The following is a 19,611-nucleotide window of genomic DNA, read 5'->3' on the forward strand; positions in this document are numbered from 1 at the left end:
CGTATTTTACCAAGAGCAACGCCGTCCGGCGAGGGGCGGAATCAAAGCGCCGCCGGATCGGCCACAAACCGACGCCGGCGACGCGGCGCCCGAGCGCACCCGTATCACGCGTGCGGCGGAAGCAAATGAGACTTGTTTGCAAGTATCCGCGCATTTTGTTAGCATCGGCATCCCATCCACCTTTGTAGGGCACGCCCATGACGCCGTTTAAACTTGCCACGCTGGCCGCTGTTTGCCTTTCCGCCGCCGGCGCCGCCGGCGCCCAGGAGTTGAACCTGTACTCGGCGCGCCATTACCAGACCGACCAGGCGCTGTACGCCAATTTCACCAAGCAGACCGGCATCAAGATCAACCGCATCGAGGCGGGCGAGAACGAGCTGCTCGAGCGCATCAAGAACGAGGGCGCCAACAGCCCGGCCGACGTGTTGCTGACGGTCGACGCGGCGCGCCTGGCCAAGGCCGACGAGCTCAACCTGTTCCAGCGAATCGACTCGCCGCTGTTGAACGCGCGCATTCCCGCGCACCTGCGCAGTCCCGACTGGTACGCCTTTTCAACCCGCGCGCGCGTCATCGTCTACAACAAGAAGTCGGTCAACGGCGCCGACGTGCAGAGCTATGAAAGCCTGGCCGACGCCAAGCTCAAGGGCAAGCTCTGCGTGCGCTCCGGCTCGCACCCGTACAACCTGTCGCTGGGCGCGGCGCTGCTGGAGCACCACGGCGAGCAAAAGACCCACGACTGGGCCAAGGGGCTGGTCGCCAATTTCGCCCGCTCGCCGAAGGGCGGCGATACCGACCAGATCAAGTCGGTCGCGGCCGGCGAGTGCGGCGTCGCGCTGGCCAACTCCTACTACGTGGCGCGCCTGATGCGCTCCGACAAGGCGGAAGACCGCAAGGTGATGGAGGCGGTCACCGTGGTGTGGCCGAACCAGGCCGGCAGCGGGACCCACCTGAACATTTCCGGCGCCGGCGTGCTCAAGTTGGCGCCGAACAAGGCCAACGCCGTCAAATTCCTGGAATACCTGGCCTCGGACCAGGCCCAGGTTTATTTCGCCGACGGCAACAACGAATGGCCGGTGGTGCAAAACGTCAAGGTCGGCAACCCGGCGCTGGACGCCCTGGGCCCGTTCAAGGCCGACACCTTGCACGTCGGCAAACTGGCGAAACACCAGGCGGCCGTACAGAAGATCTACGACCGCGCCGGTTGGCAATAAAACGGGGCGGTAACGGCCCGGTACCGCGTTGCCCATGCGCGCAAGGCGCCAGCCTCGCCGCGCTGTGCGCGCTGTCCCGGGCCGGTCGCACCACATTGTGGGGCGTCGGCGCCTTCGCTAATAGCAAGGGCGCAACCCGGGGGGGCGGACCTCCGGGGTCCGACCCCGGCGTTCGGCGAATGGTTTTTTCACCGTTCCCGGCCAACTAGCGGGGCTGCCTGCCGCGGCGTATCTGCCACGACAGCACGATCAGCGGCAGCACGCCGACGGCGACGATGGCCAGCGCCGCCGTCGACGCCTCGGCCAGCCGCTCGTCCGACGCCAGCGTGTAGGTTTGCGTGGCCAGCGTATCGAAATTGAAAGGCCGCATCACCAGGGTGGCCGGCAACTCCTTCATCACGTCGACAAACACCAGCAGCGCCGCCGTCAGCATGCCGCCGCCCAGCAGCGGCAGATGCACGCGCCGCAGCGTCGCCATCGGCCCGAGTCCGAGCGAGCGCGCGGCGTCGTCCATGTTGCCGGTGATTTTCGCCAGGCTGGTGTCGACGGTGCGCAGCGACACCGCCAGGAAGCGTACCAGGTAGGCGTAGATCAGCGCGCCCACGCCCCCGGTCAGCAGCAAGCCGGGGTTGTGGCCGCTCACGGCCAGCAGCGCCGTCGACAGCCAATTGTCGAGCTGCGACACCGGGATCAGCACGCCGACGGCGATCACCGAGCCGGGCACCGCGTAGCCCAGGCCGACCGCGCGCCTGGCCAGGCGCAGCGGCCAGTGCCGCGACACGCGCCCGGCGTAGGCGATCAGCACGGCCAGCGCGACGGCGATGGCGGCCGTCAGCGCCGCCACCAGGAAGCTGTTGCGCGCCAGCTCGACGAAGCGTTCGCCGAACTCGGCGTCGCCGCTGCGCAGCGCCATGTCCAGCAACATCCCCGCCGGCAGCAGGAAACCCAGCGCCAGCGGCAGCAGGCAGGCGGCGAAGGCGGCCAGCGCGCGCCAGCCGCGCAGGCGCCGGTTCGACTGCGGCCGGTTGCGCCCGGTGGTGTTGTGGAAGCGGGCGCGCCCGCGCGAGAGGCGCTCGGCCAGCAGCAGCAGCGCGACGAAGCCGAGCAGGGCCGCCGCCAGTTGCGCCGCGGCGACCCGGTCGCCGAGCGCGAACCAGGCCCGGTAGATGCCGGTGGTGAAGGTGGGCACGCCGAAGTAGGAGACGGCGCCGTAGTCGGCCAGGGTTTCCATCAGCGCCAGCGCGGCGCCGGTGGCGATGGCCGTGCGCGCCAGCGGCACCGAAATGCGCCAGAAGCTTTGCCAGGCCCCCAGTCCGAGCGAGCGGCCCACTTCCAGCATGCCGCTGGCGCGCTCGAGGAAGGCGGCGCGCGCCAGCAGATACACGTAGGGGTAGAGCACGAAGACGAACACCAGCACCGCGCCGCCGGCGCTGCGCACGTCCGGGAACCAGTAGCCGCCGGCCTCCCAGCCGCCGGCCGCGCGCAGCCAGGTCTGCACCGGGCCGACGAACTGCAAGGCGTCGGTGTAGGTGTAGGCCATGACATAGGCCGGCACGGCCAGCGGCAGTACCAGCGCCCACTCGAACACGGCGCGGCCGGGGAAGTCGTGGATGCTGACCAGCCAGGCGGTGGCGACGCCGACCACGACGACGCCCAGCGCGACGCCGGCGCACAGGATCAGCGTGTTGGCGATGTAGCCGCCCAGTACCGTCGAGGCCAGATGCCGCCAGGTGTCGCCGGCGCCGCCGCGCAGCACGTTGGCCAGCACGCTGAGGATGGGCACGGCCAGCAGCGCGGCGACGGCCAGCGCGCAGCCGGCCAGCGGGGACGGGCCGCGGCGGCGCGGCGCGGCGCGGATGACGCTTGACGCGGATGTCGGCACGGCACTCCTCATTGAAAATGGGAATTATAATAGACGATTGCCATTTTCCCCGCCGCCCCATGCCCTTACTCGATCTGCAGCAGGTTTCCTACGCCTTCGGGCGCCGGCAGGTGCTCGACAAGCTGTCGTTCCAGTTGCAGGCCGGCAGCATCGCCTGTCTGCTGGGGCCGTCTGGTTGCGGAAAAACCACGGTGCTGCGCTGCATCGCCGGTTTCGAGGCCGTCAGCGCCGGCCGCATCGCGTTGAACGGCGCACTGGTCAGCAGCGCCGGGTTGCACCTGGCCGCCGAGCGGCGCCGCATCGGCATGGTGTTCCAGGACTATGCGCTGTTCCCGCATTTGACGGTGGCCGCCAACATCGGCTTCGGCCTGCACGGCGGCGCCGCCGCCGCCCGCGCCGCCCGCGTCGCCGAATTGCTGGCCACGGTAGGCCTGGCCGGCCTGGGCGGCCAGTTCCCGCACGAGTTGTCGGGCGGCCAGCAGCAACGGGTGGCGCTGGCGCGCGCGCTGGCGCCGCGGCCGCGCCTGTTGCTGCTCGACGAACCGTTTTCCAACCTGGACGTGGATTTGCGCGAGCGCCTGGCGCTGGAGGTGCGCGGCATCCTGCGCGCCGAGGGCGCCACCGCGGTCATGGTGACGCACGACCAGCACGAGGCGTTTGCGATGGCCGATGAAATCGGCGTGATGCACGAGGGCCGCATCCAGCAGTGGGACACGCCCTACAATGTGTACCACCGGCCGGACAACCGCTTCGTCGCCGATTTCGTCGGCCAGGGGGTGTTCCTGCCGGGCGCGGTGCTGGCCGGCGGGCGCATCCAGATCGAACTGGGGGTGTTGCCGTCGCACAGCCTGGGCGCGGGCGCGGCGCCGGCCGGGCGCCGGGTCTGCGTGTTGCTGCGGCCCGACGACGTGGTGCACGACGACGCCAGCGCGCTGCGCGCCGAGGTGGTGGCGAAGGCCTTCCGCGGCGCCGAGTTCCTCTACACGCTCAAGCTGGCCAGCGGCGCGCAACTGCTGTCGCTGGTGCCGAGCCACCACAACCACGCCATCGGCGAGCGCATCGGCATCGTGCTCGGCGTCGACCACGTGGTCGCCTTCGAGCAGCTCGCGGGTTAATTCATCCGCGGGGGGCGCCCCGAACCGGTCGGCACACTCGCCGACGCGTTTGGCGGGCGGGCGCCTGATGTTTTCCGATCGCTGCATATGATAGCGCGATACGGCCTGATCGGGAGGGTCGGGCAAGGCCGTGTCGTCCAGCCGGAAGCGTTGGCCGAGCATGTTTTAGTCGCGTTCGCCCAAGGCGGCGATCCGGGCGCGGCCAGCGCATGCCATGCCGTCCGGTCCTCAGACATTTTTCTAACAGCAAGATCCCCGCCGCTTGCAACCTTACTCCAAATTCTGCACCTGCTCGCGCATCTGTTCGATCAGCAGCTTCAGGTCCATCGACGCGTCGGCCAGCTCCTTGACCGAGGCCTTGGCGCCCAGCGTGTTCGCTTCCCGGTTCAGTTCCTGCATCATGAAGTCGAGCCGTTTGCCGACCTGGCCGCCTTTTTTCATGATGTGGCGGGTCTCGGCCAAGTGCGCCGACAGGCGCGCCAGCTCCTCGGCGACGTCGATGCGGATGCCGTACAGGATCACTTCCTGGCGGATGCGTTCCATCGCGTCCTGGCGCGAGTTGGCCGAATTCGAGGCCATGCCCAGCGCGTCCTGCATGCGTTCGATGGCTTTTTGCTGGAAGGCGGCGACCACCTGCGGCATCAGCGGCGTGATGCGCTTGACGATCGCCTCCATCGCGTCGATGCGCGACACCAGCACCGCCTCGAGCGCGGCGCCCTCGCGCCGGCGGCTCTCGACGAAGGCCGTCACGGTGCGCTTGCCGAGCGCGCCGACGTCGGCCTGCAGCGACTCCTGGCCCACTTGCGCCTCTTCGATCACGCCGGGCCAGCGCAGCAGCTCGGCCACCGACATCACCGGCGCCGAGGCGAAGTGCTGGGCGATTTCGCCCTGCATGCGCGCCAGCTCGGCCAGCAGCGCGGTGTTCAGCGCCTGGGTGCCGGGGCTGGCGGCCTTGCGTCCAAAGCTCAGCCGCACCTCGACCTTGCCGCGGGTGACGGCGGCCATGACGGCCGTGCGCAGGTCCGGTTCGAGCGCGCGCAAATCGTCGTTGATGCGAAATTGCAAATCGAGAAAGCGCGAATTGACACTCTTGATTTCAATTGTTAGTGTGCCCGCCGCGCTCTCGCTGGTGGCGACCGCGTAACCTGTCATGCTTGAAATGCTCAATGGAGTCCCCGGTTTTATCTTTACAATACAGTATTTTATACACACAATCGTGCAGGTTAATGCAAGGAAACCCATGGCTGCACAAAACAACGCCGCGCTGCCGGATGGCCTGGAAATTGCTGGATACCGCATTGTAAAGAAAATTGCGTCCGGCGGGTTCAGTATTGTATATCTGGCCGAAGACGCCGAGGGCGGCGCGGTGGCGATCAAGGAGTACCTGCCGAGCGCGCTGGCGCTGCGCCAGCCGGGCCAGCTCGCGCCGAGCATTTCCAAGGCCCACCTGCCGGTGTTCCGCATCGGCCTGAAGTGCTTTTTCGAGGAGGGCCGGGCGCTGGCGCGCATCGCCCACCCGAACGTGGTGCGGGTGCTGAATTTTTTCCGCGCCAACGACACCGTCTACATGGTCATGGCCTACGAGTCCGGCTATTCGCTGCAGGAGCACATCGCGCGCCAGCGCAACAAGGGCAGCAAGCTCGGCGAGGCCTTCATCCGGCAGATCTTCATCCAGGTGCTGAACGGCCTGCGCGAGGTGCACGCCAGCCACCTGCTGCACCTGGACCTGAAGCCGGCCAACATCTACCTGCGCACCGACGGCACGCCGATCCTGCTGGACTTCGGCGCGGCGCGGCAAAGCTTCAACGCCGACCTGCCGGCGCTAACGCCGATGTACACGCCCGGCTTCGCCCCGCCCGAGCTGTACCAGAAGGGCGCCAGCCTGGGGCCGTGGTCGGACGTCTACAGCATCGGCGCGGCGATGTTCGCCTGCATGGTCGGCTCGCCGCCGCAGCCGGCCGACCAGCGCCGCGGCGACGACAAGATGGCCGAGCATTTCGCCCGCCTCGACGGCGCCTATTCGGCCGAGCTGGTGCAACTGGTGCGCGCCTGCCTGATGAGCGAGGTGCTGGCGCGCCCGCAAAGCTTGTTCGCGCTGCAGAAGGTGCTGCTGGCGGCGCCGGCGGCGCGGCCGGCCGCTGGCGCGCTGGCGCGCTGGTCGGCGCGCCTGCGCGCGCTGGCCGGGCGCCTGGGCCGGCCCGGGGCGGGCGGCGGCGCCGCGCCGAACACCCGGCAATCCTGACGCACCCCATTTTCAAGAGGCAACGTATGCAATTCTCCGTCTACCAGGAAAGCCATCTCGGCGGCCGCAAGGTCAACCAGGACCGCATGGGCTACAGTTTCACCCGCGACGCGCTGCTGTTGGTGCTGGCCGACGGCATGGGCGGCCACCTGCACGGCGAAATCGCCGCCCAACTGACCTTGCAAGTGATCTCGCAGCGCTTCCAGCAGCACGCCACGCCCTACGTCAAGGGGCCCGAGCGCTTCCTCGAGGAGAGCCTGCTGGCGGCGCACCAGGAAATCCACCGCTACCGCCTAGCCCACAACCTGGCCGAGGCGCCGCGCACCACCGTGGTGGCCTGCCTGATCCAGTTCAACTCGGCCACCTGGGCCCACTGCGGCGACTCGCGCCTGTATTGGATGCGCGGCGGGCAGATCCTGGCGCGCACGCGCGACCACTCGCACGTCGAGTCGCTGATCGCCAAGGGCCTGGCGGCGCCGTCCGAGCGCGCCACCCACCCCGACCGCAACAAGCTCTACAACTGCCTGGGCGCGACCGCGCTGCCGAAGATCGACTTGTCCGGCCGCGCCAGCCTGCTGCCGGGCGACCAGATGTTATTATGCTCGGATGGATTGTGGGCGATGCTGCCGGACCAGGACCTGGCCGAACGCATGCACGCGCAAACGGTGGTGCGCGCGGTGCCCGACATGCTCAGCGCGGCGTTGGCGCTGGCCGGGCGCCACGCCGACAACGCGACCGCGCTGGCGATCATGTGGCAGGGTAGTAGCGTGGTCGACAGCGCCAACAGCGTCGCCGCCGGCGACGCCAGCGTGATCTCGACCGAGGCGCTGCCGCAGGACCTGGTCGGCTCGACCATCCAGGGCATGCCGGCGCCGCCGGCCGCGGCCGACGCCTTCGACGACGACGAGATCGAGCGCGCCATCGCCGAAATCCGCGGCGCCATAGAAAAATCATCCCAAGTACTTAAATAACAAACCAGGAAGCCAACCATGTCATTTGAAACACGTCCCAGCGGCCGCGCCGTCGATGCGCTGCGCGCCATCCGCCTGAGCCGCCACTACACCAAGCACGCCGAGGGGTCGGTGCTGATCGAATGCGGCGACACCAAGGTCATTTGCACCGCCAGCATCGAGGACAAGGTGCCGGGCTTTTTGCGCGGCAAGGGGCAGGGCTGGCTGACGGCCGAATACGGCATGCTGCCGCGCTCGACGCACACGCGCATGGACCGCGAGGCCGCGCGCGGCAAGCAGTCCGGCCGCACCCAGGAGATCCAGCGCCTGATCGGCCGCTCGCTGCGCGCCGCCTTCGACCTGCAGGCCTTCGGCGAGCGCACGCTGCACCTGGACTGCGACGTGATCCAGGCCGACGGCGGCACCCGCACCGCCTCGATCACCGGCGCCATGGTGGCCGCGCACGACGCCTTCGCGCAACTGGTGGCGCGCGGCGCGATCGACGCGCTGCCGTTGAAAAGCTTCGTCGCGGCGATCTCGGTGGGCGTCTACCAGGGCATGCCGGTGCTCGACCTCGACTACGTCGAGGATGCCGGCTGCGACACCGACATGAACGTCGTCATGACCGAGGCCGGCCACTTCATCGAAGTGCAGGGCACCGCCGAGGGCGTCGCCTTCGACCGCGCCGGCATGAACCGGCTGCTGGACCTGGCGCAGGGCGGCATCGCCGACCTGATCCGCATGCAAAAACAGGCGCTCGGCCTGGGCGTATAAAAACAGCAAGGGGACAGACCACGCTCCAGGAAAATCTTTCTCGGAAATCGTGGTCTGTCCCCGGTTTGCACTCCTACATCGACATTTTCATGACACAACAACTGATCCTCGCTTCCAACAACGCCGGCAAACTCAAGGAATTCAACGAGCTGCTCGCCACCGTCGGCTTCGCCGCGCGCGCGCAGGGCGAATTCGACGTGCCGGAGGCCGACGAGCCCTTCGCCACCTTCGTCGAAAACGCGCTGCACAAGGCGCGCCACGCGGCGCGCCTGACCGGCCTGCCGGCGCTGGCCGACGACTCCGGCGTGTGCGCCAACGCGCTCGGCGGCGCCCCCGGCGTGTATTCGGCGCGCTACGCCGGCGAGCCGAAGTCGGACGCCCGCAACAGCGCCAAACTGGTCGCCGACCTGGCGCCGCACGCCGACAAGTCGGCGTATTATTACTGCGTGCTGGTGTTCGTGCGCCACGCCGACGACCCGCAGCCGGTGATCGCCGACGGCCGCTGGCACGGCCGGATCGTCGCCGCGCCGCGCGGCGCCGGCGGCTTCGGCTACGACCCGCATTTCTGGCTGCCGGAGCTGGACAAGTGCGCCGCCGAACTCACGGCCGACGCGAAAAACGCGCTGTCGCACCGCGGCCAGGCGCTGCGCGAATTAATCGAGAAACTGCGATGATTCCTATCAAACTGCACGGCGCCGCCAGCAAGCCCGGTCCGTCCAGCGCCGCCGCCGGCGCGCTGAAGTACCTGCAGCCGGGCGCGCTGAACCTGGCGGCGCTGCCGCCGCTGTCGCTGTACATCCATTTTCCGTGGTGCGTCAAAAAGTGCCCGTACTGCGACTTCAATTCGCACGAGGTGCGCGGCGGCTTCCCCGAGCGGGAGTACCTGGACGCGCTGCGGCTGGACTTGGAGATGGCGCTGCCGCTGATCTGGGGCCGCAAGATCTACACCATCTTCATCGGCGGCGGCACGCCCAGCCTGATGTCGGCGGCCGGCCTGGACCGGCTGATGTCGGACGTGCGCACGCTGCTGCCGCTGGACGGCGCGGTCGAGGTGACGATGGAGGCCAACCCCGGCACCTTCGAAGCTGAAAAGTTCAAGTCCTACCGCGCCAGCGGCGTCAACCGCCTGTCGATCGGCATCCAAAGCTTCAACGGCCGCCATTTGCAGGCGCTGGGGCGGATCCACGACGACCACGAGGCGCGCCGCGCGGTCGAGATCGCGCAGGCCAACTTCGACAATTTCAACCTCGACCTGATGTACGCGCTGCCGTCGCAAACGCTGGCCGAGGCCAGGCTGGACCTGGAGACGGCGCTGTCGTTCGCGCCGCCGCACCTGTCGCTGTACCACCTGACGCTGGAGCCGAACACGCTGTTCGCCAAGTACCCGCCGGTGGTGCCGGACGACGACGCCAGCGCCGACATGCAGGACATGATCGCCGAGATCAGCAAGGCGGCCGGCTTCGGCCAGTACGAGGTGTCGGCCTACGCCCAGCCGGGCCGGCGCGCGCGCCACAACCTGAACTACTGGGAGTTCGGCGACTACCTCGGCATCGGCGCCGGCGCCCACTCGAAGATCTCGTTCCCGCACCGGGTGCTGCGCCAGGCCCGCTACAAGCAGCCGAAGGCCTACCTGGAGGCGGTGAAAAACGGCAATCCGGTGCAGGACGAGGCCGAGATCGGCCGCGACGACATGGGTTTCGAGTTCATGCTCAACACCTTGCGCCTGACCGGCGGCTTCCAGCCCCAGCTGTTCAGCGAGCGCACCGGCCTGTCGCTCAACGCCATCGAGCAGACCATGAACCAGGCCGAGGCCAAGGGCTTGCTGTACCGCGACCACCGGGTCATCCGTCCGACCGAGCTGGGCCAGCGCTTCCTCAACGACCTGCAGCAAATGTTCCTCGGCGCTTGAGGGGGGGCGGCGCGCCGTCAGTGCGGCCGCAGCGCGCGCAGGCGCGCCAGCTTGCCGGCGTAGAGCTGCTGGTCGCGGCGCGTGGTGCTGGCGTCGAACGCCAGGTCGAGCTGCCGTTCGGCGCGCTCGGCCTGGCCCAGGCCGGCGTAGGCTTGCGCCAGCCAGAAATGGAACTCGTGGTAATCGGGATCGCGTTCCAGCTCCTTCAAGAACAAGGCCGCCGCGCCCTCGAAGTCGCCGCGGCGCAGCGCCGTGCGCCCCTCGTTGAAATAGGCGAACGGCGGATGCGGCAGCAGTTGCGCCAACTGGCGCCGCAGCGCCTGCGCCTCGTCGGCGCGGCCCAGCGCCGCCAGCGTCTGCGCCAGGTTGTCCATCACGCGGATGTCGGCCGGCGCGCGCGCCAGCGCCAGCGCGAAGGCGCGCCTGGCCTGCTCCAGGTCGCCGTGGCGGCGGAACGCCACGCCCAGCGTGTTGTAGGCGGCGCCGAAGCCGGGTTGCCGGCGCACCGCCGCCGCCGCCCACCAGTAGGCGTCGTCGACGCGCTCCTGCGCCAGCGCCTCGGCGGCGCGGTTGTTCATGTACATCGCCGCCACGGTGGCCTCGTCGATGGCGACGGTGCGGTAGCCGCGCGTCTGTTGCGGCGGCAGGAAGTCGATGGTCATGTTGGCGCCGGTGTCGTAGCCGATTGACTGATCGAGCTTGCCCGTTCCCAGCACCAGGTTGACGTGGCCGCTGACGAAATACAGTTCGCCGTTGCGGCTCCAGTTCTCGTCGGCCAGCACGCTCTGGTACTGCACCCGCAGCCCCATTTCACCGGCCAAGGCGGCCGTCATCAGCACCAGCGACAGGCAGTTGCCGGCGCGCGCCTCGAAGGTCTGGGCGGCGTCGTATTCGAGCTTGAGCTGGCCTTTGCTGTAGAGCGCGTCGAACAGCACCTGGCGCGGATTCCTGCCGCGCGTCCTGGGCACGATATGCTGGCGCAGGTACTGCCGCATCGGTTCGCTCACGGCGAAGATGGCGGCGGCGTCGATCGCTTCGGACGGCGCGCGGAACCGCGCGTCGGCGAACAGCCCCGGCGGGGGCGGCGCCGGCGGCGCCGTCGCGCAGGCGGCGAGCAGGGCGCACAGCAACGCCAACGCGGCCCGGATTCTCATGCGGCGTCTCCTTCGGCGCGGACGAGAACGAAGGCGGTGCGCCGTGCGTCCAGTATCCGCGCCTGCGAGTCGCCTGTCAAACAAGCTCGGCACAGACCAGCCACCGCGAGCGAGGCAAGCAACCGCGGGGCCAGGTCTCAGCATAACGGTTTGCTTGCCTTAAAAACCGCCATATCGAAACCTGGCCCCGGGGTTGTGGCGTGCCGGCCCGGGCGGCGGCCGAGCGCTGCGCCAGGTTGCGCACCTCGGTGGCGACGACGGCGAAGCCGCGGCCCTGTTCGCCGGCCCGCGCCGCTTCGACGGCGGCGTTCAGCGCCAGGATGTTGGTCTGGAAGGCTCCATCGAGGCGGCGGTTTCCTCCAGCGAGCTGGCTTGCTGCTCGGTGCGCGGTTCGCACTGGCGCGCGCGCTGGCCGAGGCGGATACGAATGGGTGGCGACATCGACTAGTCCCGGGAAAGCGCGATTCGGAAGGCGGATAGGGCATTCTAGCCAGCCGCGCCGGCCCGGGCCGCGGATTGGCGCCTATTCCACGCCGCCGCCGAGGGCCCGGTACAGGTCGATCGCTGTGGTGGTGCGCAGCAGCCGCGCCTGCACCAGCGACTGCTCGGCGCTGAACAGTTCGCGCTGGGCGTCGAGCACGTCGAGGGCGCTGGCGACGCCGTTGTCGAAGCGCAGTTGCAGCAGCGCCAGGCGTTCGCCCTGGGCTTCGCGCACGGCGCGCTGCGCCGCCACCTGCTCGCCCAGGTAGGCGCGCGCGGCCAGCGCGTCGGCCACTTCGCGAAACGCCACCTGGATGGTTTTTTCGTAGTCGGCCACGGCGATGTTCTTGCGCGTGTCGGCGAGGCTCAGGTTGGCGCGGTTGCGGCCGCCGTCGAAGATCGGCAGCAGCAGTTGCGGCGCGAACGACCAGTTGCCCGAGCCGCTGTCGAACAGGCCGGAAAAGGCCGGGCTGGCGCTACCCAGCGCCGCCGTCAGGCTCAGGCGCGGGAAGAAGGCGGCGCGCGCGGCGCCGATGTTGGCGTTGGCCGCCTTCAGGCGCAGCTCGGCGGCACGGATGTCGGGCCGGCGCGCCAGCAGCTCGGACGGCAGGCCGGCCGGCAGCGCGTTCATGGCGTCGAGCGCGGCGTCGTCCGGCGCGGCGCCAGCCGGGACCGTCGTCGGCGTCGCCGCGGGCGCCTGGCCGACCAGCAGCGTCAGCGCGTTTTCCGCCTGCGCGCGCTGGCGCGCCAGCGTCAGCGCCGTCGCGCGCGCCCTGGTACAGCGTTTCGTTCTGGCGCAGGTCGAGCCGCGACGCGGCGCCGGCTTCGAGCCGGCGCCGGGTCAGCTCGAAGGTGCGCTCGCGCCCGGCCAGGGTCTGCGCCGCCAGCGCGTACTGTTCGGCCAGCGCGCGTTCGGTGAAGTAGGCTTTCGCGGTTTCCGCCACCACGGCGAGGTGCGCGGCCTGGCGCGCCTCCTCCGTGGCCAGGTACAGCGACAGCGCGGCCTGGCCCAGGCTGCGCACCCGGCCCAGGTAGTCGAGTTCGAACGTGGGCATGCTCAGGCCGGCGTCGAAGCGCTCGCCGACGCCGGCCCGGCCGTTCTGGCCGAGCGCGGCGGGCGCGCGCGCGCGCGTGGCGCCCAGGGCCGCGTTCAGCGTGGGCAGGCGCTCGGCCGAGGCCAGGCCGTATTGCGCGCGCGCCTCCTCGATGCGCAGCGCCGCCGTGCGCAGGTCGCGGTTGTGCTCCAGCGCCGCGGCGATCAACTGCCGCAGGCGCGGGTCGCTGAAGAAGCCGCGCCAGCCGATGTCGGCGGCGCTGGCGCCGGCGCCGGCCAGCTCCGGGCCGGCCGCCGGGTAGGCCGGCGCCACCGGCGCGTCCGGGCGCTGGTAGGGCGGCGCCAGCGCGCAGCCGGCCAGCAGGGCCAGCGCGCCGATGGCGCCGAGGCGCCGCGGGGAGGGGAGGGCGGGGCCGCGCTTAATCATGTGCTTTCTCCGCTGGCGTCTCCAGCTTGTCGAGTTCGTGGGCGGCGAGGCGGCGCTGGCGCTCGCTGCCTTTGAACGTTTTGCGTATCACGACGAAAAACACCGGCACCAGGAACACCGCCAGCACGGTGGCGGTGATCATGCCGCCCATGACGCCGGTGCCGATGGCGCGCTGGCTGGCCGAACCGGCGCCGCTGGCCACTACCAGCGGCAGCACGCCGAGGATGAAGGCCAGCGAGGTCATGATAATCGGGCGGAAGCGCAGGTGCACCGCCTCCAGCGTCGCCTCGACCAGGCCCATGCCCTGGGCCTGCAGGTCCTTGGCGAACTCGATGATCAGGATCGCGTTTTTGGCCGACAGGCCGATGATGGCGATCAGGCCAACCTTGAAGTAGACGTCGTTGGGCAGGCCGCGGATGGTGGCGCCGAGCAGCGCGCCGAGTATACCCAGCGGCACCACCAGCAGCACCGCGACCGGTATCGATTCGCTCTCGTACAGCGCGGCCAGCACCAGGAAGGCCGCCAGCAGCGACAGCGCGAACAGCGCCGGCGCCTGCGAGCCCGAGGTCTTCTCTTCGAGCGACTGGCCGGTCCATTCGATGCCGAAGCCGGCCGGCAGTTGCGCCGCCAGCCGCTCCAGCTCGTCCATCGCCTCGCCGGTGCTGCGCCCCGGCGAGGCGTCGCCCGACAGCTTGATGGCCGGGTAGCCGTTGTAGCGCACCAGTTGCACCGGGCCGACGCTCCAGCGGGTGCGCGCGAAGGAGGCGAACGGCACCATGTTGCCGGCGCCGCTGCGCACGTGCAGTTTCAGGATGTCCTCCGGCTGCAGCCGGGTCGGCGCGTCGGCTTGGATGACGACGCGCTGCTGCCGCCCGCCGCTGGCGAAGTCGTTGACGTAGGACGAGCCGAGCGCGTTCGACAGCATGCTGTTGATGTCGGCGAAGGACACGCCCAGCGCGTTGGCCTTGTCGCGGTCGACCTCCAGGCGCAGCAGCGGCGCGTCCTCCAGCCCCTCCGGGCGCAGGCCGCGCAAAACCGCGCTCTTGCCGGCCATGCCGAGCAGTTCGTTGCGCGCGGCCAGCAGCGCCTCGTGGCCCAGGCCGGCGCGGTCTTGCAGGCGCGCGGTGATGCCGGTGGCGTTGCCCAGCTCGCGGATCGGCGGCGGGCTGAGCGGATAGACGATGGCGTCGGCGATGCCCGACAGCGCGCCGAACGCGCGCCCGGCGATGGCCGTGGCCGACTGCTCCAGCGTGCGCTCGCCCCAGTCCTTCAGCGGCACGAACACCAGGCCGGCGTTCTGGCCGTTGCCGGAAAAGCTGAAGCCGGCCACGCTGATGGTGCGCGCCACCCCCGGCTGCTTTTTGAAATAGGCTTCGACCTGGTCGAGCGCCGCCAGCGTGCGGCTGGTCGAGGCGCCGGCCGGCAGCTGCACGTTGGTCACCAGGTAGCCCTGGTCCTCGTTGGGCAGGAAGGACGAGGGCAGGCGCTGGTACAGCCAGGCCACGCAGACCAGGATCAGCGCGAAGATCGCCAGGTAGCGCCCGCTGCGCGTGAGGACGCCCGCGACCATGCCCTGGTAGCCCGTGGCGGTGCGCTGGAAGCCGCGGTTGAACCAGCCGAAGAAGCCCTTTTTGGCGTGCTGGCCGGGCGCCACCGGTTTCAGGATGGTGGCGCACAGCGCCGGCGTCAGGGTCAGCGCCATCAGCGCCGAGAAGACCATCGCCGACACCATCGCCAGCGAGAACTGGCGGTAGATCGCGCCGACCGCGCCGCCGAAGAAGGCCATCGGGATGAACACCGCGATCAGCACCAGCGTGATGCCGATGATGGCGCCGGTGATCTGCGACATCGCCTTGCGGGTCGCCTCGCGCGGGCCCAGCCCCTCCTCGGTCATGATGCGTTCGACGTTTTCGACGACGACGATGGCGTCGTCGACCAGGATGCCGATCGCCAGCACCATGCCGAACATGGTCAGCACGTTGATCGAGAAGCCGAACATCTGCATCGCCGCGAAGGTGCCCATCAGCGCCACCGGCACGACGATGGTCGGGATCAGCGTGTAGCGGAAGTTTTGCAGGAACAGGTACATCACCAGGAACACCAGCAGCACCGCCTCGAACAGGGTCTTGACCACCTCTTCGATGGAGATGCGCACGAAGGTCGAGGTGTCGTAGGGGATGGTGTATTTGACGCCGGGCGGGAAATATTTGGCCAACTGCTCCATCTTGGCCTTGACCGCGTCGGCGGTGGCCAGCGCGTTGCCGGTCAGCGACAGCTGCACCGCGACGGCGGCGAAGGGCTGGCCGTTCAGGCGCGCGCTGGTGCCGTAGTTCTGCCCGCCCAGCTCGATGCGCGCGACGTCGGCCAGGCGCGCCGTCGAGCCGTCCGGGTTGGCGCGCAACACCACCTTGCCGAACTCCTCGGGCGAGGACAACTGGCCGCTGACCACCACCGGCGCCGAATAGGTTTGCGTGGACGGGCTGGGCAGGTCGCCCAGCGTACCCGAGGTCACCTGCGCGTTCTGCGCGCGGATCGCCGCGGCGACGTCGGCCATCGTCAGCTTCAGGCCGACCAGCTTGGCCGGGTCGATCCACACGCGCATGGCGCGCTCGGTGCCGAACAACTGGGCCTGGCCGACGCCGGGCAGGCGCTTGATCTCGTTGACGACGTTGCGCGCCATGTAGTCGCCCAGCGCGGTCGGGTCGAGTTTGCCGTCGCTGGACGACAGGCCGACGAACATCAGGATATTGCTGCGCGCCTTGTTCACCTGCACGCCCTGCTGCGCCACCGCCTGCGGCAGGCGCGCCTCGATGCGCTTGATGCGGTTTTGCACGTCGACCGCCGCCAGGTCCGGGTTGACGTTCGGCTGGAAGGTGATGGTGATCGTCACCTGGCCGTTGGCCTCGCTTTGCGACTCGACGTATTGCAAGCCGTCGGCGCCGTTCATCTCCTGCTCGATGACGCTGGTGACGGCGTCGTCGAGCACCTGCGCGGTGGCGCCCGGATAGGCGGCCGTGACGACGATGGACGGCGGCGCGATGGTCGGGTACTGCGCCACCGGCAGCTTGGTGATGGAGAGCGCGCCGCCGAGTAGGATGAACAGCGCGATGACCCAGGCGAAGACGGGGCGGTCGATGAAGAACTTGGCCATCTGGTCTCCCGGGCTTATGGCTTGGCGGCGGCGGGCGGCGCCGGCTGCCACGGCACCGGCTTGACGACGGCGCCCGGCTTGGCCTTCTGGAAGCCCTCGACGATGATGCGCTCGCCGCCCTTCAGGCCGGCGCTGACGACCCACAGATTGCCCTGGGCGACGTCGGCCGTGACCGGGCGCGGCGTCACCTTGTTGTCGGCGCCGACCAGCATCACGCTGGCGCCCTCGGGGTTGCGCACCACGGCCTGCTGCGGCACCGTGATGGCGGCCTCCTGGACGGCCTGTTCGAGCCGGGCGCGCACGTACATACCGGGCAGCAGGGTGCGCTGCGGGTTGGGGAATTCGGCCCGCATCGCCACCGCGCCCGAGCTTTCGTCGACGGCGACGTCGGCGAACAGCAGCTTGCCGGTGTGCGGATAGGCTTGGCCGTCCTCGGTAAACAGGGTCACTTTGGCCTGGCCGGAGCCGGCGCTTTTCAGCTGGCCGCCGGCCAGCGCGCGTTGCAGGCGCAGCAATTCGGTGGACGACTGCGTCACCGTCACGTACACCGGGTCGAGCTGCTGGATGGTGGCCATCGGCGTCGCCTCGCCCTGGCCGACCAGCGCGCCCTCTGTCACCAGCGCGCGCCCGACCCGCCCGGCGATGGGCGCCGTGACGGTGGCGTAGCCGAGCGTGATGCCGGCGTTCTGCCGCGCCGCGGTGGCCGTGGCCAGGTCGGCGGCGGCCTGCTTCTGCGCGGTGACGGCGTCGTCGTGCTCCTGCGCGCTGACGGCGCCGGCGGCCAGCAGCGGCTTGTAGCGTTTGGCTTTCAGATCGGCCTGCGCCAGGTTGGCCTGGGCCTTCAGCACGGCCGCCTGGGCGCTGTCGTAGCTGGCCTGGTAGCTGGCCGGGTCGATGCGGAACAGCACCTCGCCGGCCTTGACCTCGCCGCCCTCCTTGAACACCCGCCGCAGCACGATGCCGGGGGTGCGCGCGCGCACCTGGGCCACGCGCGACGCCTCGACCCGGCCCGGCAGCTCGGTGCTCAGGGTCAGCGCGGCGGCGGCGACACTGACCACGGCGACGGTCGGCGGCGGCGGCGCGCCGCCGGCGCCCGGCCCCGGGCCCGGACCGGCGTTCTTTTCGCCGCAGCCGGCCAGCAGGGACAAGGCGAGGGTGAGGGCGGCGGCGCAAACGGACGTGGAACGCGGAACAGAGCTCATGGATGTCTCGTATAAGGTAGGCGTTGGTAAGCGCGCACCGCCCTGTATCGCGTGCAAGGCAGAAGCTGAAACGATATTAATACAATGGCAAAATTCCTAGTTTTCGATTGTTTATTTGTCGTGGCGGCCACGCGATTGCCGGCGCCACGCGTGGGCACGAGGGCGTACCCACCCTACGTCGGCATACGCGGCAAAAAAAAGCGGCAGCGACAACGGGATGCCGTCGTCGCTGCCGCTTTTCCAGGGCGCGAACGACTTAGCGCAGCGCAGCGATCATTTGCTTCAGCTTGCCCGAATCGGCGCAGAACGCGCGGATACCCTCGGCCAGCTTTTCGGTTGCCATCTGGTCTTCGTTGAGCATGAAACGGAAGGTCTTCTCGTCCAGGGTCATCTTCACCATGCCGGCGCCGCTGGCGGTGTCGGAACCCAGCTTGCGCACCACGAACGGCGCGTCGGTGTCGGCCAGCTTTTGCAGCAGGTCCGGGCTGATGGTGAGCAGGTCGCAGCCGGCCAGTTCCAGGATTTGCGAGGTGTTGCGGAAGCTCGCGCCCATCACCTCGGTCTTGTAGCCGAACTTGCGGTAGTAGTTGTAGATGCGCTTGACCGACTGCACGCCCGGATCTTCGGCGCCGAGGTAGTCGATGCCGGTGGACTTCTTGTGCCAGTCGTAGATGCGGCCGACGAAGGGCGAGATCAGTTGCGCGCCGGCTTCGGCGCAGGCGATCGCCTGGCCCAGCGAGAACAGCAAGGTCATGTTGCAGCGGATGCCGTCGCGTTCCAGGATTTCGGCGGCGCGGATGCCTTCCCAGGTGGCGGCCATCTTGATGAGCACGCGCTCGCGGGCGATGCCGGCTTTTTCGTACAGCGCGATCAGCTCGCGGCCCTTGGCCACGGTGCCGTCGGTGTCGAACGACAGGCGGGCGTCGACTTCGGTCGAGACGCGCCCCGGGATGATTTTCAGGATTTCGACGCCGAAGGCGATCAGCAGATGGTCGATGATCTCGCCGGTGGACGCCTGCGGGCGCTCGCGCACGGCTTTTTCCAGCAGCGGCTGGTATTCGGGTTTTTGCACCGCCTTGAGGATCAGCGACGGGTTGGTCGTCGCGTCGCGCGGCGTGTACGCCTTGATCGATTGGAAGTCGCCGGTGTCGGCCACCACTGTAGTAAGTTGCTTGAGCTGTTCGAGTTGGTTCATGGCTACGCTAATAAAAGGGTGACGGGACCTGCCGGAGTATTGTACCCAATCCGGCGCGACAGCGATGTATTAATGCCAAGCAAGTGTGGCGCGCCGGCCCGGACGCCGCGTTCGCGCTTTCCCGACGCCAATTTGACGCTTTCCGAAAGCTAACGTGCGCCTGCGCCGCGGCGCCAACGTATATATTGGCCGCTGGCCCGACGAGCGGGCGGCCGCGGCAACGACGAAGGAGAGAGCACATGCCTACAGACGACAAAATGAAACCGGCCGGAGCAAGCGCCAAACCGGACAAATCGGCGGGCGAGGGCGCGCCGGCGGACCCGGTCCGCTCGGAGGCCCTGCTGCCGGTTGATCGCGATCAAGCCGACGACGACCGTTTCGCGGTGGCGGAGGAGGTCAATATGGACCAGCAATCGGACGACGCGCGCAAGGTCGGCCAGATGCCCGACGCCGTTCCGGGCAAGGCGAAGCCGGCGGCGCCGGACACCCTGGCCGAGGCGCTCGACAACGAAGGCCGTCCCGCGGGCGAGGGCGGCGCCGGCGCCCGGCCGCCGCAGCCAGGCAAGGAGGAACTGCGCCTGATGGCGGACACGATGCCGGGCGCCGGACCCGGCGATTGAAATTGACGACGCCTTGCGCGCCGTGCTTTGCAGCCAAGTTCGACATGCCTACAATGGCCGATAGCCAGCGCGACTGGGAGGCGGCGACGAGGCGTTGGGCGGCTACAAGGGACTGATGAACGTTGAGGATGGCCAGCAGTTTGGTTCCGGGCTAGGAGTCTGCGCGGCAGACAATTCTTGCGCTGACCATGTGACGCGCTTCTTGCCTGCGTCGATGGCGATTCACTTTCGCACTCGAAAGTGGA

15 protein-coding genes and 2 pseudogenes are annotated in these 19,611 nt (G+C 69.0%); 8 read left to right on the plus strand and 9 right to left on the minus strand.

Translation table 11 applies throughout. The annotated features are described in order from the left end of the window. The first annotated feature begins 197 nt into the window (after positions 1-197). A complete protein-coding gene (locus ACFDR9_RS14560; RefSeq protein WP_017878952.1) occupies positions 198-1,211 on the plus strand; it encodes a Fe(3+) ABC transporter substrate-binding protein in 1,014 nt (337 codons plus the stop codon). A gap of 205 nt (positions 1,212-1,416) precedes the next feature. Here ACFDR9_RS14560 and ACFDR9_RS14565 read toward each other — a convergent pair whose 3' ends face one another. Next, the gene (locus ACFDR9_RS14565) at positions 1,417-3,093 is read right to left on the minus strand and encodes an iron ABC transporter permease (RefSeq protein ID WP_017878953.1); all 1,677 of its coding nucleotides are present in this window, start codon (positions 3,091-3,093) and stop codon (positions 1,417-1,419) included. Positions 3,094-3,152: 59 nt separating this feature from the next. Here ACFDR9_RS14565 and ACFDR9_RS14570 point away from each other — a divergent pair, with 59 nt between their 5' ends. Then, positions 3,153-4,208 carry an ABC transporter ATP-binding protein gene (locus ACFDR9_RS14570; protein WP_017878954.1) on the plus strand — a complete coding sequence of 352 codons (1,056 nt, stop codon included), beginning with the start codon at positions 3,153-3,155 and terminating at the stop codon, positions 4,206-4,208. Positions 4,209-4,478: 270 nt separating this feature from the next. On the opposite strand, the gene ACFDR9_RS14575 is transcribed toward ACFDR9_RS14570, so the two are convergent. Beyond that, positions 4,479-5,360, minus strand: a complete 882-nt coding sequence (locus ACFDR9_RS14575) for a YicC/YloC family endoribonuclease (RefSeq protein ID WP_017878955.1) — start codon at positions 5,358-5,360, stop codon at positions 4,479-4,481. A gap of 88 nt (positions 5,361-5,448) precedes the next feature. Here ACFDR9_RS14575 and ACFDR9_RS14580 point away from each other — a divergent pair, with 88 nt between their 5' ends. The 5 genes from ACFDR9_RS14580 to hemW all read left to right on the plus strand — a co-directional run bounded on the left by ACFDR9_RS14580 (position 5,449) and on the right by hemW (position 10,083). After that, positions 5,449-6,450, plus strand: coding sequence for a serine/threonine-protein kinase (locus ACFDR9_RS14580; protein WP_017878956.1), 1,002 nt, complete (start codon positions 5,449-5,451; stop codon positions 6,448-6,450). A 26-nt stretch (positions 6,451-6,476) separates the two neighbouring features. After that, complete coding sequence (locus tag ACFDR9_RS14585) at positions 6,477-7,421, plus strand: PP2C family serine/threonine-protein phosphatase (protein ID WP_017878957.1); 945 nt, start codon at positions 6,477-6,479, stop codon at positions 7,419-7,421. Between the two features lie 18 nt (positions 7,422-7,439). After that, positions 7,440-8,174: a ribonuclease PH gene (rph, locus tag ACFDR9_RS14590; RefSeq protein WP_017878958.1), complete on the plus strand. Its 735-nt coding sequence runs from the start codon at positions 7,440-7,442 to the stop codon at positions 8,172-8,174. 89 nt (positions 8,175-8,263) lie between these two features. After that, the gene (rdgB, locus tag ACFDR9_RS14595) at positions 8,264-8,848 is read left to right on the plus strand and encodes an RdgB/HAM1 family non-canonical purine NTP pyrophosphatase (protein ID WP_026133421.1); all 585 of its coding nucleotides are present in this window, start codon (positions 8,264-8,266) and stop codon (positions 8,846-8,848) included. Continuing rightward, a complete protein-coding gene (hemW, locus tag ACFDR9_RS14600; protein WP_017878960.1) occupies positions 8,845-10,083 on the plus strand; it encodes a radical SAM family heme chaperone HemW in 1,239 nt (412 codons plus the stop codon). Before rdgB ends, hemW begins: the two co-directional genes overlap by 4 nt. Before the next feature lie 17 nt (positions 10,084-10,100). Here the strand turns inward: hemW and ACFDR9_RS14605 are convergent, their stop codons facing one another. The 7 genes and pseudogenes from ACFDR9_RS14605 to tal form a co-directional block, all read right to left on the minus strand. Further along, on the minus strand, positions 10,101-11,237 hold the full coding sequence (locus ACFDR9_RS14605) for a tetratricopeptide repeat protein (protein ID WP_232429762.1): 1,137 nt from the start codon (positions 11,235-11,237) through the stop codon (positions 10,101-10,103). A 211-nt stretch (positions 11,238-11,448) separates the two neighbouring features. Beyond that, positions 11,449-11,580: pseudogene (locus ACFDR9_RS14610) on the minus strand (methyl-accepting chemotaxis protein); the annotation flags it as partial. Next, entirely contained in the window at positions 11,547-11,678 is a 132-nt protein-coding gene (locus ACFDR9_RS14615) for a hypothetical protein (protein ID WP_269746277.1), read from the minus strand. The pseudogene ACFDR9_RS14610 and the gene ACFDR9_RS14615, both read right to left, overlap by 34 nt. A gap of 82 nt (positions 11,679-11,760) precedes the next feature. Beyond that, positions 11,761-13,198 (minus strand): annotated as a pseudogene (locus tag ACFDR9_RS14620) (efflux transporter outer membrane subunit). Next, entirely contained in the window at positions 13,191-16,349 is a 3,159-nt protein-coding gene (locus tag ACFDR9_RS14625; protein WP_409031443.1) for an efflux RND transporter permease subunit, read from the minus strand. Before ACFDR9_RS14625 ends, ACFDR9_RS14620 begins: the two are co-directional and overlap by 8 nt. 14 nt (positions 16,350-16,363) lie before the next feature. Continuing rightward, positions 16,364-17,551 carry an efflux RND transporter periplasmic adaptor subunit gene (locus tag ACFDR9_RS14630; RefSeq protein ID WP_026133423.1) on the minus strand — a complete coding sequence of 396 codons (1,188 nt, stop codon included), beginning with the start codon at positions 17,549-17,551 and terminating at the stop codon, positions 16,364-16,366. Between the two features lie 256 nt (positions 17,552-17,807). Continuing rightward, complete coding sequence (tal, locus tag ACFDR9_RS14635) at positions 17,808-18,746, minus strand: transaldolase (RefSeq protein WP_017878966.1); 939 nt, start codon at positions 18,744-18,746, stop codon at positions 17,808-17,810. 239 nt (positions 18,747-18,985) lie between these two features. On the opposite strand from tal, the gene ACFDR9_RS14640 reads away from it, so the two are divergent. Continuing rightward, positions 18,986-19,366, plus strand: coding sequence for a hypothetical protein (locus ACFDR9_RS14640; protein WP_157406851.1), 381 nt, complete (start codon positions 18,986-18,988; stop codon positions 19,364-19,366). Positions 19,367-19,611 lie beyond the last annotated feature (245 nt).

It is taken from the genome of Janthinobacterium sp. CG_23.3, from assembly GCF_046115965.1.
Classification (GTDB): domain Bacteria; phylum Pseudomonadota; class Gammaproteobacteria; order Burkholderiales; family Burkholderiaceae_D; genus Janthinobacterium.

What these genes read in the sequence shown, in the direction of transcription:
- ACFDR9_RS14615 (WP_269746277.1), bottom strand. Translation starts at nt 11,678, where the DNA reads ATGTCGCCACCCATTCGTATCCGCCTCGGCCAGCGCGCGCGCCAGTGC.
- ACFDR9_RS14570 (WP_017878954.1), top strand. Translation starts at nt 3,153, where the DNA reads ATGCCCTTACTCGATCTGCAGCAGGTTTCCTACGCCTTCGGGCGCCGG.
- tal (WP_017878966.1), bottom strand. Translation starts at nt 18,746, where the DNA reads ATGAACCAACTCGAACAGCTCAAGCAACTTACTACAGTGGTGGCCGAC.
- ACFDR9_RS14575 (WP_017878955.1), bottom strand. Translation starts at nt 5,360, where the DNA reads ATGACAGGTTACGCGGTCGCCACCAGCGAGAGCGCGGCGGGCACACTA.
- ACFDR9_RS14585 (WP_017878957.1), top strand. Translation starts at nt 6,477, where the DNA reads ATGCAATTCTCCGTCTACCAGGAAAGCCATCTCGGCGGCCGCAAGGTC.
- rdgB (WP_026133421.1), top strand. Translation starts at nt 8,264, where the DNA reads ATGACACAACAACTGATCCTCGCTTCCAACAACGCCGGCAAACTCAAG.
- ACFDR9_RS14560 (WP_017878952.1), top strand. Translation starts at nt 198, where the DNA reads ATGACGCCGTTTAAACTTGCCACGCTGGCCGCTGTTTGCCTTTCCGCC.
- hemW (WP_017878960.1), top strand. Translation starts at nt 8,845, where the DNA reads ATGATTCCTATCAAACTGCACGGCGCCGCCAGCAAGCCCGGTCCGTCC.
- rph (WP_017878958.1), top strand. Translation starts at nt 7,440, where the DNA reads ATGTCATTTGAAACACGTCCCAGCGGCCGCGCCGTCGATGCGCTGCGC.
- ACFDR9_RS14625 (WP_409031443.1), bottom strand. Translation starts at nt 16,349, where the DNA reads ATGGCCAAGTTCTTCATCGACCGCCCCGTCTTCGCCTGGGTCATCGCG.
- ACFDR9_RS14630 (WP_026133423.1), bottom strand. Translation starts at nt 17,551, where the DNA reads ATGAGCTCTGTTCCGCGTTCCACGTCCGTTTGCGCCGCCGCCCTCACC.
- ACFDR9_RS14605 (WP_232429762.1), bottom strand. Translation starts at nt 11,237, where the DNA reads ATGAGAATCCGGGCCGCGTTGGCGTTGCTGTGCGCCCTGCTCGCCGCC.
- ACFDR9_RS14580 (WP_017878956.1), top strand. Translation starts at nt 5,449, where the DNA reads ATGGCTGCACAAAACAACGCCGCGCTGCCGGATGGCCTGGAAATTGCT.
- ACFDR9_RS14640 (WP_157406851.1), top strand. Translation starts at nt 18,986, where the DNA reads ATGCCTACAGACGACAAAATGAAACCGGCCGGAGCAAGCGCCAAACCG.